Source organism: Aeromonas sp. S19(2024) (assembly GCF_041402625.1).
Classification (GTDB): domain Bacteria; phylum Pseudomonadota; class Gammaproteobacteria; order Enterobacterales; family Aeromonadaceae; genus Aeromonas; species Aeromonas caviae.
On record NZ_JBGLQU010000016.1, the window covers coordinates 1 to 12,317 of the forward strand.

The following is a 12,317-nucleotide window of genomic DNA, read 5'->3' on the forward strand; positions in this document are numbered from 1 at the left end:
CTGCAACTTTCGTTGCTTTGGTCACTTCATCAGACATTGATATCAAAAATTGTTTTTGATGCTCGATGCTGTGAGTGCCCACACAGATTGCTTGATTCAAATTGTTAAAGATCGACGCAGCTTTTGGCTGCTGCGGGAGTGGCATTCTACTCAACCGCCTTCTCGAGTCAAGCCTTATTTTCAAAGGCTTTTCGAGGCTATCGACTCAGGGTTTGCGTTGCTGCTTGCTCTGTCGATGGAGGCGCATTATAGGGAGCGAATTCGTTCTGGCAAGGGGATAATTGCAAAAAGATGGCTTCCATCGTTCAATCGCTCACAAAGCCACCAAAAAGCATCTTAATCCAGCGAAATCAGCCTGCGACAGGTGCTGCAACGGCAAAATCATGCAGGTTGTCGTAGATGGCATCGGCCAGTTCAATCCCCGCATCAGTAATCGGCTTACCCGTTCTGACCATTATCTTGTGACCGACCTTGGCATTGATGGCCGCCTTCAAGTCTGAAGGTTTGTCACCCACCATATAAGAGCGGCTCATATCGATACCGAGCTCCCGCTGGGCAAGCAACAACATACCCGGTTCGGGTTTGCGGCAGTCGCAGGGGGCACCGTGGTTCGGGTGATGGGGGCAGAAGTAGATACCATCGAGATCCACATCGCGATCGGCCAATGACCAATCCATCCACTCGGTCAGGTTCATGAAGTCATCTTCAGTGAAGTAACCACGGGCAATGCCGGATTGGTTGGTCACCACGACCAGCAAATAGCCTTTTTTCTTCAGCAATTGCATCGCCTCAATCGCCCCGGGCAGAAAATGGAAGTCATCAACCTGGCTGACATAACCCGTGTCTTTGTTGATGACACCATCGCGATCCAGAAAAATGGCGGGTTTACTCACAGCAACTACCTCTATAGATGATTTCGCAAAAGTATCTCACAAGCCATTTAAAGCCCCAAAAGTAAAAGGGGTGGCCGAAGCCACCCCTTTTATGTGTGCATATAAAGTATCGATTAAGCGATAACTTTAGCTACAACACCAGCACCTACGGTACGGCCACCTTCACGGATGGCGAAACGCAGGCCGTCGTCCATCGCGATCGGGGCAATCAGGGTAACAACCATCTTGATGTTGTCGCCCGGCATTACCATCTCTACGCCTTCCGGCAGTTCGATGGTACCGGTCACGTCGGTAGTACGGAAGTAGAACTGCGGACGGTAGCCCTTGAAGAACGGGGTGTGACGACCACCTTCTTCTTTGGACAGCACGTACACTTCGGATTCGAACTTGGTGTGCGGCTTGATGGTGCCCGGCTTGGCCAGTACCTGACCACGCTCTACGTCTTCACGCTTCACGCCACGCAGCAGTGCGCCAACGTTCTCACCTGCACGACCTTCGTCCAGCAGTTTGCGGAACATTTCAACGCCGGTACAGGTGGTCTTGGTGGTATCTTTGATACCAACGATTTCCACTTCTTCACCAACCTTGACGATACCGCGCTCTACACGACCGGTTACTACGGTACCACGGCCTGCGATGGAGAAAACGTCTTCGATAGGCATCAGGAACGGCTGGTCGATGGCACGCTCCGGTTCCGGAATGTAGGTGTCCAGGTGGCCAGCCAGTTCCAGGATCTTCTCTTCCCACTGAGCTTCGCCTTCCAGCGCTTTCAGTGCGGAACCACGTACTACCGGCAGGTCATCACCCGGGAAGTCGTACTCGGACAGCAGTTCGCGAACTTCCATCTCAACCAGTTCCAGCAGCTCTTCGTCATCTACCATGTCACACTTGTTCATGAACACGATGATGTACGGAACGCCTACCTGACGACCCAGCAGGATGTGCTCACGAGTCTGCGGCATCGGGCCGTCCGTCGCTGCTACTACCAGGATCGCGCCGTCCATCTGGGCAGCACCGGTGATCATGTTTTTAACGTAGTCGGCGTGACCCGGGCAGTCTACGTGGGCGTAGTGGCGGGTAGCGGTGTCGTATTCTACGTGGGAGGTGTTGATGGTGATACCACGCTCACGCTCTTCCGGCGCCTTGTCAATCTGGTCGAAGGCGAAAGCTTTACCACCGAAGTGCTTGGCCAGCACGTTGGTGATGGCGGCGGTCAGGGTGGTTTTACCGTGGTCAACGTGGCCGATGGTGCCGACGTTTACGTGCGGTTTATTACGCTCAAATTTTTCTTTAGACACGACGTAGTCCTTCTAGGTTAAACCCGCCTACCGTCGTAGGCGGGGAATCTTAAATTACTTGGATTTGCGCTCTTCGATCACGGCCTGGGCGACGTTGGTCGGGGCATCGTGATACTTGGCGAATTCCATGGCGTAGGAAGCACGACCCTGGGTAGCAGAACGCAGGGAGGTGGCGTAACCGAACATTTCGGCCAGCGGCACCAGCGCACGTACGATCTTGCCGGACGGGCCATCTTCCATGCCTTCGATCAGGCCGCGACGACGGTTCAGGTCACCGATCACGTCGCCCATGTAGTCTTCCGGAGTCTCGACTTCGACCTTCATGATCGGTTCGAGCAGTACCGGGTTGGCCTTCATGAAGCCAGCCTTGAACGCCAGAGAAGCAGCGATCTTGAACGCCAGTTCGGAAGAGTCGACATCGTGGTAGGAACCGAAGTGCAGACGCACACCCAGATCCATTACCGGATAGCCTGCCAGCGGGCCGGACTTCAGCTGCTCGCGGATACCCTTGTCAACACCCGGGATGAATTCGCCCGGAATCACGCCACCCTTGATGTCGTTGACGAATTCGTAGGCTTTGCCTTCTTCCAGCGGGTACATGTCGATAACGACGTGACCGTACTGACCACGACCACCGGACTGCTTGGCATGCTTGCCTTCGATGTCCTTGACGGTGTTGCGGATGGTTTCACGGTAGGCAACCTGCGGCTTACCTACGTTGGCTTCTACCTTGAACTCGCGACGCATACGGTCAACGATGATGTCCAGGTGCAGCTCACCCATACCGGCGATGATGGTTTGGCCAGATTCTTCGTCGGTCCATACGCGGAAGGACGGGTCTTCCTGAGCCAGACGGCCCAGAGCCAGGCCCATCTTCTCTTGGTCAGCCTTGGATTTCGGCTCAACGGCGATGGAGATTACCGGTTCCGGGAATTCCATACGCTCCAGGATGATCGGTGCGCTTTCGTCACACAGGGTGTCACCGGTGGTGACGTCCTTCAGGCCGATGGCAGCAGCGATGTCGCCTGCGCGAACTTCTTTGATCTCTTCACGCTTGTTGGCGTGCATCTGAACGATACGGCCGAAACGCTCGCGCTTCTCTTTAACGGAGTTCAGCACGGAGTCACCGGAGTTGACCACACCGGAGTAAACACGGAAGAAGGTCAGGTTGCCCACGAACGGGTCGGTAGCAATCTTGAATGCCAGAGCAGAGAACGGCTCGTCATCGGAAGCGTGACGCTCGTCCTTGGTCTCGCCATCCAGCTTCAGACCGTCGATAGCAGCAACGTCGGTCGGAGCCGGCAGGTACTCGACCACGGCATCCAGCATGGCCTGTACGCCCTTGTTCTTGAACGCGGAGCCACAGGTAACCAGGATGATTTCGTTGTTCAGAACACGCTGACGCAGAGCTTTCTTGATCTCTTCTTCAGTCAGTTCTTCACCACCCAGGTATTTTTCCATCAGGTCTTCAGACGCTTCAGCAGCGGCTTCAACCAGGTTCATGCGCATTTCTTGCGCCTGTTCCAGCAGCTCAGCCGGGACGTCTTCGTAGTCGAAGGATACGCCCTGGTCAGCTTCGCTCCAGTTGATGGCTTTCATCTTGACCAGGTCGATAACGCCCTTGAAGTTCTCTTCGGAACCGATGTTCAGTTGCAGAGGAACCGGGTTACCTTTCAGACGGGTCTTGATGTGCTCAACGCAGCGCAGGAAGTTGGCACCGGTACGGTCCATCTTGTTGACGAACGCAATACGGGGAACCTTGTACTTGTTAGCCTGACGCCATACGGTTTCAGACTGGGGCTGTACGCCACCTACGGCACAGTACACCATCACGGCGCCATCCAGAACACGCATGGAACGCTCTACTTCGATAGTAAAGTCAACGTGGCCCGGGGTATCGATGATGTTGATACGGTGCGGTTGGAACTGTTTACCCATACCGGACCAGAAAGCGGTGGTCGCGGCGGAGGTGATGGTGATACCACGCTCTTGTTCCTGTTCCATCCAGTCCATGGTGGCGGCGCCATCGTGAACTTCACCGATCTTGTGACTTACACCGGTGTAAAACAGAACGCGCTCGGTAGTAGTAGTCTTACCGGCGTCGATGTGAGCGGAGATACCGATATTACGATAACGCTCAATGGGGGTTGTACGAGCCATTGTCATCCTCTTACTAGGGCGCTTGTCCCCAGATAATTAAAGGTGCGCAGAGTCAGAAGACCCTGCGCAAGCGGATTACCAGCGGAAGTGAGCGAAGGCCTTGTTCGCTTCAGCCATACGGTGAACGTCTTCACGTTTCTTGACAGACGAACCCTTATTGTCAGCGGCATCCAGCAGCTCGCCAGCCAAACGCTGAGCCATTGATTTTTCACCACGTTTACGAGCGGCATCAACCAACCAGCGCATTGCCAGAGCATTGCGACGTACCGGACGAACTTCTACCGGCACCTGATAGGTTGCACCACCGACGCGACGAGATTTAACCTCGACCGCCGGACGAATGTTGTCCAGAGCGACTTCGAACAGGGCCAGGTGCTCTTTGCCAGATTTGGTGGCAATGATGTCCAGGGCGCCATATACGATGGCTTCTGCAACAGATTTCTTACCGTCAACCATTACTACGTTGACAAATTTAGCCAGCAGCTCAGATCCGAACTTGGGATCCGGCAGGATTTTACGCTGACCAACAACACGACGTCTTGGCATTTCAAATTCTCCGTAACTTCAGGGGTTACCCAAAACTAGAAAGTTATCTAACTAGAAACGAATTAACGTTTGGCCTTACTTAACGGAGAACCATTAAGCTTTCGGACGCTTCACGCCATACTTGGAGCGAGCCTGCTTACGGTCTTTAACACCGGCACAGTCCAACGCACCACGAACGGTGTGATAACGAACACCTGGCAAGTCTTTTACACGACCGCCACGGATCAGAACAACAGAGTGCTCTTGCAGGTTGTGACCTTCACCACCGATGTAGGAGGTGACTTCGAAGCCGTTGGTCAGACGTACACGGCATACTTTACGCAGTGCAGAGTTAGGCTTCTTCGGGGTGGTGGTGTATACACGGGTGCATACGCCACGCTTCTGAGGGCACGCTTCCAGCGCCGGCACGTTGCTTTTCACAACGAGCTTGATGCGTGGCTTGCGAACCAACTGGTTAATAGTTGCCATCAAAAGGCTCCTGATAATGACTTCATAAACGTGTGAAAAATCCTCCCCGCAGATACGGGGACGCGAAATTTTATGCCCTGTTGTCTGGGGAGTCAAGATTTATACAATTTGCACACCGAAATGGCAAATGACAGTCGAATGACATTATGCTAAGCAACTGAGATAAAAAGGAAAACCAAGTCTAACCGCCCCAGGTCTGCGGTGATCCGTGCTCGGCGATCAACCTGATCAAACCCGGCATATCGAGTTCCATCCCGATCCCGGATGACAAGCCTCTCGCTTGCAGGTCTTCCTTCATGACGTAAAGGGGGACGTCTGCCAAGCGCTCGCACCACCCGGGGGCAGCCGCCGCCATCACGGCATCCTGCATCAACACCACCAGATCCCCTTCCATGCGGTAACGCAACGCCAACTCGAGATCCTGGCTCATGAAGGGAGAGTTCAATATCAGCTGTATCACGGACACCTCAGAAGCAGATGTGGGTGGTGAAACCCGCCCAGCTACGGCGAATTTCCGCAGGAGAGAGCGGAATAACTGGGATTAGCAGATCCGCCGCCGTCAGTCCTCGCTCAGCCAGTGACACCGCACAGACATAGATCTCCTCGATGTCATACAGTTCCAGCATCTTGAAGGTCGGGGCGTAGTGACGCTGCAATATGGCGTGTGGTGATTGCTCCCTCACCAGTTGCATTACGCCATCCCCCACCAGAAAGAGTGCCAGGGACTCCGTCAATGCAGAGGTGGCCAGCAGAGCATCCAGCCCCTCCCGACCACTCGCCGAACCATGGGGACCACGCCGTGAGATAAACGCTATTCTGGTCATTTTGTCCCCCTAGAACTGAACGAAGCGATCAGCGGTCAGTGCGGCTTCCGCCAACTGACCGAGCCCGCTCAGGCAGAATGGTGCTTCCAGATTGAAATGCTCCCGTCCCATTCCCTTGGCCTCCTGCTCATCCAGCACGCCACGGCGCATGGCCGCAGCCACACACACATCGATACGGATGCCCTGCTGGATGGCCAACTCGCGCCACAACGCCACCAGGTCGGTCTCATCGCTGGCTGGCGTATGGAGGCCATTGGCATTGCACACCCCCTCCTGATAGAAGAAGAGGTGGGACAAGCGGTGTCCCTGCTCGACCAGACTCAGGGCAAAACGATAGGCCGTGCTGGCCGTCTGGGTGCCATAGGCGGGCCCGGTGACCAGCAGAGCAAAATTCAGACTCATGATCGCACTCCTGCACAGCGGTGCATCCATTCTACCTCATAGACGCAAAAGCCCCTCCTGGGAGGGGCTTTTGCAATGAAACAGGCTCAGACGTAAGCGATGGCTTCGACTTCGACCAGCACATCCTTGGGCAGACGAGCGACCTCCACGCAGGAACGTGCCGGAGCGGATTCGCCAAAGTAGCGGGCATACACCTGGTTGAAGGCCACGAAGTTGTTCATGTCACTCAGGAAGCAGGTGGTCTTCAGTACCTTGCTGGTATCGGCCCCTGCGGCTTTCAAGACTGCGACCAGATTCTTCATCACCTGCTCTGCCTGAGCCTCGATGCCACCGGCAACGATGTCCATGGTGGCCGGATCGAGCGGGATCTGCCCGGAGGTAAAGACCAGCTCACCCAGCTTGGTAGCCTGGACATAAGGGCCAATTGCGGCAGGCGCCTTGTCGGTTGCAATCACTTCTTTAGCCATTGTTATCTATCCCCTATCTATGGCGCTTACTCGCTCTCTTCTTCACCCTGCTTGCGCTGTCGGATGTAGAGATACACGGTATGTTTGGAAATATTCAGCTTGTCGGCGACCAGGTTGATCGAATCCTTGATATCAAATATGCCCTTCTCGAACAACTGGGTCACGATAAAACGGTTCTTGGCATTGTTGGCCACGGAGGGATCACGATTGATCTCGTCGATGGTGTTGTCCACCGTCTGGGCAACCAGCTCTTCGACGCTGTTGGCGAAGGTCTCCGGTGATTGCCGCTCCACCTGCTGTGGCGTCGGGAAGAATTCGGCCACGAACTCGTGGAAAGGTGCATTGATGTGCAGGTTGATGCAGATAAGGCCGATCACCTGCTTGTCGCGGTTACGGATGGCGATGGTGCTCGACTTCATCAAGGCACCGGTCCGACTGCGGGCAAAATAACTCTGGGTGTGATCCTGACCCGTGCTCTCGATATCCTTGAGCATCCGCAGGGCGAGATCGGTGATCGGCGCCCCCAGAGTGCGACCCGTATTGAAACCATTCGCTATTTGGATCACGGACTCATGCAGATTTTCCAGGGAGTGGAGCACCACCTCGCAGTGCTTGCCGAACAGATCGGCCAGGCCTTCGATAAGGCCCCCATATGAACGCAACAGCTCCCTGTCTTCGTCTGTAAAAGCGCGACCGCTCAGTTGCTCTTCGGGAAGCAGTACTTCCTCGATACCGACAGCCATGTTCTACCCCTGTAATACCCATTCAACTTTCCCGAGTTTTCAGTTGCGACGGGGCAATGTCAACTTTTTTTGATTTTTTGCTCTATAACCTTGCACTGGATCATCCCCCTGCCCCAGCCCAGTGCACGCTGGGCGCCGGATGGGAAATAAAAAAAGGGCCCCTAGAAGGGGCCCTTTTCGATCACTGCAGCGGAAGATTACTCTTCGTCAAAACTGCCGGCTGCGTTGAGCAGATCCGCCAGGTTTTGCTGAGCTTCATCGGCAGTCACCTGCGGCACACCGACAGCACGGGCTGCGGCGGCACGCTGGTTGATACGGCTGTGGTGGTAGGCAAAGCCGGTACCAGCCGGGATCAGACGACCCACGATCACGTTCTCTTTCAGGCCGCGCAGTTCATCACGCTTGCCACCCACGGCTGCTTCGGTCAGCACGCGGGTGGTCTCCTGGAAGGAAGCCGCGGAGATGAAGGACTCGGTGCTCAGAGATGCCTTGGTAATACCCATCAGGATATGACGGTAGGTAGCCGGGGTCTTGCCTTCGGCAACCAGTTTACGGTTGGCAATCTTCACACGGGCCACTTCAACCTGCTCACCTTCGATCAGGTCGGTGTCGCCAGCGCTCAGGATCTCGCACTTGCGAAGCATCTGACGCACGATGACTTCGATGTGCTTGTCGTTGATCTTAACGCCTTGCAGACGGTAAACGTCCTGCACTTCGTTGGCGATGTAGTTGGCGACCGGGCTGATACCGCGCAGACGCAGGATGTCATGAGCAGACTCGGGACCGTCCGCCAGCACTTCACCCCTCTCAACTTTTTCACCTTCGAACACGTTGAGGTGACGCCATTTCGGAATCATCTCTTCGTAGATCTCGCCACCATCGGTCGGGGTGATGACCAGACGGCGTTTGCCCTTGGTCTCTTTCCCGAAGGAGATGGTACCGGAGATCTCGGCCAGGATGGCCGGCTCTTTCGGCTGACGTGCTTCGAACAGATCCGCAACGCGCGGCAGACCACCGGTGATGTCCTTGGTACCGCTGGACTCTTGCGGGATACGCGCAACCGCATCACCCACGCCCACGTTGGCACCATCTTCCAGGTTCACGATCGCCTTGCCCGGCAGGAAGTACTGGGCGGGAACGTCGGTGCCCGGGATCATCACATCCTTGCCGTTCAGATCGACCAGTTTCACGGTCGGGCGCATCTCTTTACCGGCGCTCGGACGCTCGTTGACATCCAGCACGACGATGGAAGAGAGACCGGTCAGCTCGTCGGTCTGACGAGTGATGGTCACACCGTCGATCATGTGTTCGAAGTGCAGGCGACCCGCCACTTCGGTGATGATCGGGTGGGTGTGCGGGTCCCAGTTCGCGACGGTATCACCGGCGTTCACCGCTTCGCCATCCTTCACTTCCAGCACGGAACCGTAAGGCAGCTTGTGGCTTTCCTTGGTACGGCCCATCTCGTCCATGATGGTCAGCTCGGTAGAACGGGAGGTGATAACCAGCTTGTCAGAGTTGTTCAGAACGAACTTGGCGTTCTGCAACTTGATGCTACCGGTGTTCTTCACCTGGATGCTGCTCTCGGCAGCCGCTCGGGATGCGGCACCACCGATGTGGAAGGTACGCATCGTCAGCTGGGTGCCCGGTTCACCGATGGACTGAGCGGCGATAACACCGACAGCCTCACCCTTGTTAACCAGGTGACCACGGGCCAGATCACGGCCGTAGCAGTGAGCACAGTTACCGAAGTCGGTCTCACAGGTGATGGCAGAACGTACCTTCACGCGGTCGACGGAGTTGCGCTCCAGCAGGTCACACAGCTGCTCGTCGAGCAGGGTGTTGCGCGCTACCAGCACTTCATCCTCGGTACCCGGCTTGATCACGTCTTCGGCCACCACACGACCCAGCACGCGCTCACGCAGCGGCTCGACCACGTCGCCACCCTCGATCAGCGGAGTCATCCACAGACCGTCGGTAGTGCCGCAATCGTCCTCGGTGATCACCATGTCCTGGGCCACGTCAACCAGACGACGGGTCAGGTAACCGGAGTTCGCTGTCTTCAGTGCGGTATCCGCCAGACCTTTACGAGCACCGTGAGTGGAGATGAAGTACTGCAGTACGTTCAGACCTTCACGGAAGTTCGCCACGATCGGCGTTTCGATGATGGAGCCATCCGGCTTCGCCATCAGGCCACGCATACCGGCCAGCTGACGGATCTGGGCGGCGGAGCCCCGCGCACCAGAGTCGGCCATCATGAAGATGCTGTTGAAGGAGGCTTGCTCTTCCTCATCGCCCAGGGAGTTGACGTTACGCTCCTTGGAAAGGTTGTCCATCATGGCCTTGGAGACGCGATCGTTCGCGCTGGCCCAGATATCGATAACCTTGTTATAACGTTCGCCCGCGGTCACCAGACCGGACAGGAACTGGTCCTGGATCTCGGCGACTTCGGCTTCTGCAGCAGCGATGATGTCTTTCTTGGCATCCGGGATGACCATGTCATCGATACCAACAGAGGCACCGGACAGGGCCGCGTAGTGGAAACCGGTATACATCAGCTGGTCAGCGAAGATGACGGTATCCTTCAGGCCCTGCTTGCGATAGCAGGTATTCAGCAGACGGGAGATGAGCTTTTTGCCCAGCGCCTTGTTGGAGACGCACTTGATCCAGTTCTGCGGGTTGGCGTCCAGGTCAGCCTGCTCTGCAGCAGTCAGTACCTTGGGCTCGTCAATCAGCGCGTACTCCATGCCTTTGGGCAGGATCAGGCTCAGGATCGCACGACCAACGGTGGTGTTCTTCATCTCGGTCTTGGCAACCAGCTCACCGGCTTCGTTCTTCACGTACTCGGTGATGCGGCACTTGACGCGAGCATGCAGGTCAGCCAGACCGGCACGGTAGACCTTCTCGGCCTCTTTAGGACCGGACAGCACCATACCTTCGCCCTTGGCGTTGATACGGGCACGGGTCATGTAGTACAGACCCAAGACCACGTCCTGGGAAGGAACGATGATCGGCTCACCGGAGGCAGGCGACAGGATGTTGTTGGTGGACATCATCAGGGCGCGCGCTTCCAGCTGGGCTTCCAGGGTCAGCGGTACGTGGACCGCCATCTGGTCACCGTCGAAGTCCGCGTTATACGCAGCACAAACCAGCGGGTGCAGCTGGATGGCCTTGCCTTCGATCAGGGTCGGTTCAAACGCCTGGATACCCAGACGGTGCAGGGTCGGTGCACGGTTCAGCAGAACCGGGTGTTCGCGGATCACTTCGTCCAGGATGTCCCAGACGACTGCTTCTTCGCGCTCCACCATCTTCTTGGCGGCCTTGATGGTGGTCGCCAGACCGCGGGATTCCAGCTTGCCGTAGATGAAGGGCTTGAACAGCTCAAGTGCCATCTTCTTCGGCAGACCGCACTGATGCAGACGCAGGGTCGGACCTACGGTGATTACGGAACGACCAGAGTAGTCGACACGCTTACCCAGCAGGTTCTGACGGAAACGACCTTGCTTACCCTTGATCATGTCGGCCAGGGATTTCAGCGGGCGCTTGTTGGAACCGGTGATGGCACGACCACGACGGCCGTTGTCCAGCAGGGCATCCACGGACTCTTGCAGCATGCGCTTTTCGTTGCGCACGATGATGTCCGGCGCAGCCAGGTCCAGCAGACGCTTCAAGCGGTTGTTACGGTTGATCACGCGACGGTACAGATCGTTCAGATCGGAGGTCGCGAAACGGCCGCCGTCCAGCGGTACCAGCGGACGCAGGTCCGGCGGCAGCACGGGCAGCACTGTCATGATCATCCACTCCGGCTTGTTGCCGGATTGCAGGAAGGCTTCCATCAGCTTCAGACGCTTGGTGGTCTTCTTGCGCTTGGTCTCGGAGTTGGTCTGATCCAGCTCCTCACGCATGGCTTTGACTTCGCCTTCCAGATCGATGGCACGCAGCAGGGCCAGAATGGCCTCGGCACCCATCTTGGCGTCGAATTCGTCGCCCCACTCTTCCAGTGCGTCCAGATAGTTCTCTTCGGACAGCATCTGGCTGCGCTCGAGGTTGGTCATGCCGGGTTCGATCACTACATAGGATTCGAAATACAGCACGCGCTCGATGTCACGCAGGGTCATGTCCAGCAGCAGGCCGATACGGGACGGCAGGGACTTCAGGAACCAGATGTGGGCAGTCGGGCTGGCCAGCTCGATGTGGCCCATGCGCTCACGACGGACCTTGGTCTGGGTCACTTCTACACCGCACTTCTCGCAGATCACACCACGGTGTTTCAGGCGCTTGTACTTGCCGCACAGACACTCGTAGTCCTTCACCGGTCCGAAGATACGGGCGCAGAACAGACCATCACGCTCCGGCTTGAAAGTCCGGTAGTTGATGGTCTCAGGCTTTTTGACCTCACCGAATGACCAGGAGCGGATCATGTCAGGAGAGGCCAGACCGATCTTGATACTGTCAAACTCTTCGGTCTTGGTCTGAGCCTTCAAAAACTTGAGTAAGTCTTTCACGTGTTTCCCCTGTC

The 12,317-nt window shown here is 56.3% G+C and carries 11 protein-coding genes; all 11 read right to left on the reverse strand.

Annotated elements, in window-relative coordinates:
* Positions 1 to 350: 350 nt before the first annotated feature.
* The 11 genes from gmhB to rpoC all read right to left on the reverse strand — a co-directional run bounded on the left by gmhB (position 351) and on the right by rpoC (position 12,303).
* Positions 351 to 893 (reverse strand): D-glycero-beta-D-manno-heptose 1,7-bisphosphate 7-phosphatase, encoded by a 543-nt coding sequence (gene gmhB, locus ACB037_RS19810; protein WP_043153901.1) that lies wholly within the window; start codon positions 891 to 893, stop codon positions 351 to 353.
* 113 nt (positions 894 to 1,006) lie between these two features.
* A complete protein-coding gene (gene tuf / locus ACB037_RS19815) occupies positions 1,007 to 2,191 on the reverse strand; it encodes an elongation factor Tu (protein ID WP_005306325.1) in 1,185 nt (394 codons plus the stop codon).
* Between the two features lie 54 nt (positions 2,192 to 2,245).
* On the reverse strand, positions 2,246 to 4,351 hold the full coding sequence (fusA, locus tag ACB037_RS19820) for an elongation factor G (protein WP_010675948.1): 2,106 nt from the start codon (positions 4,349 to 4,351) through the stop codon (positions 2,246 to 2,248).
* 75 nt (positions 4,352 to 4,426) lie between these two features.
* On the reverse strand, positions 4,427 to 4,897 hold the full coding sequence (gene rpsG, locus ACB037_RS19825; protein WP_010675949.1) for a 30S ribosomal protein S7: 471 nt from the start codon (positions 4,895 to 4,897) through the stop codon (positions 4,427 to 4,429).
* Between the two features lie 93 nt (positions 4,898 to 4,990).
* The gene (gene rpsL, locus ACB037_RS19830) at positions 4,991 to 5,365 is read right to left on the reverse strand and encodes a 30S ribosomal protein S12 (protein WP_005306278.1); all 375 of its coding nucleotides are present in this window, start codon (positions 5,363 to 5,365) and stop codon (positions 4,991 to 4,993) included.
* Between the two features lie 181 nt (positions 5,366 to 5,546).
* Entirely contained in the window at positions 5,547 to 5,825 is a 279-nt protein-coding gene (tusB, locus tag ACB037_RS19835) for a sulfurtransferase complex subunit TusB (protein ID WP_043153905.1), read from the reverse strand.
* Positions 5,826 to 5,832: 7 nt separating this feature from the next.
* Entirely contained in the window at positions 5,833 to 6,189 is a 357-nt protein-coding gene (gene tusC, locus ACB037_RS19840) for a sulfurtransferase complex subunit TusC (protein WP_029314860.1), read from the reverse strand.
* A 9-nt stretch (positions 6,190 to 6,198) separates the two neighbouring features.
* Positions 6,199 to 6,591 (reverse strand): sulfurtransferase complex subunit TusD, encoded by a 393-nt coding sequence (gene tusD, locus ACB037_RS19845; RefSeq protein ID WP_043153907.1) that lies wholly within the window; start codon positions 6,589 to 6,591, stop codon positions 6,199 to 6,201.
* An 86-nt stretch (positions 6,592 to 6,677) separates the two neighbouring features.
* The gene (locus ACB037_RS19850; RefSeq protein ID WP_010675953.1) at positions 6,678 to 7,058 is read right to left on the reverse strand and encodes a RidA family protein; all 381 of its coding nucleotides are present in this window, start codon (positions 7,056 to 7,058) and stop codon (positions 6,678 to 6,680) included.
* Positions 7,059 to 7,084: 26 nt separating this feature from the next.
* Positions 7,085 to 7,801 carry a transcriptional regulator gene (locus tag ACB037_RS19855; protein WP_010675954.1) on the reverse strand — a complete coding sequence of 239 codons (717 nt, stop codon included), beginning with the start codon at positions 7,799 to 7,801 and terminating at the stop codon, positions 7,085 to 7,087.
* Positions 7,802 to 7,998: 197 nt separating this feature from the next.
* A complete protein-coding gene (gene rpoC, locus ACB037_RS19860; RefSeq protein ID WP_371175797.1) occupies positions 7,999 to 12,303 on the reverse strand; it encodes a DNA-directed RNA polymerase subunit beta' in 4,305 nt (1,434 codons plus the stop codon).
* Between the last annotated feature and the right edge of the window lie 14 nt (positions 12,304 to 12,317).

What these genes read in the sequence shown, in the direction of transcription:
- fusA (WP_010675948.1), bottom strand. Translation starts at nt 4,351, where the DNA reads ATGGCTCGTACAACCCCCATTGAGCGTTATCGTAATATCGGTATCTCC.
- rpsG (WP_010675949.1), bottom strand. Translation starts at nt 4,897, where the DNA reads ATGCCAAGACGTCGTGTTGTTGGTCAGCGTAAAATCCTGCCGGATCCC.
- rpsL (WP_005306278.1), bottom strand. Translation starts at nt 5,365, where the DNA reads ATGGCAACTATTAACCAGTTGGTTCGCAAGCCACGCATCAAGCTCGTT.
- tusC (WP_029314860.1), bottom strand. Translation starts at nt 6,189, where the DNA reads ATGACCAGAATAGCGTTTATCTCACGGCGTGGTCCCCATGGTTCGGCG.
- tusD (WP_043153907.1), bottom strand. Translation starts at nt 6,591, where the DNA reads ATGAGTCTGAATTTTGCTCTGCTGGTCACCGGGCCCGCCTATGGCACC.
- ACB037_RS19850 (WP_010675953.1), bottom strand. Translation starts at nt 7,058, where the DNA reads ATGGCTAAAGAAGTGATTGCAACCGACAAGGCGCCTGCCGCAATTGGC.
- ACB037_RS19855 (WP_010675954.1), bottom strand. Translation starts at nt 7,801, where the DNA reads ATGGCTGTCGGTATCGAGGAAGTACTGCTTCCCGAAGAGCAACTGAGC.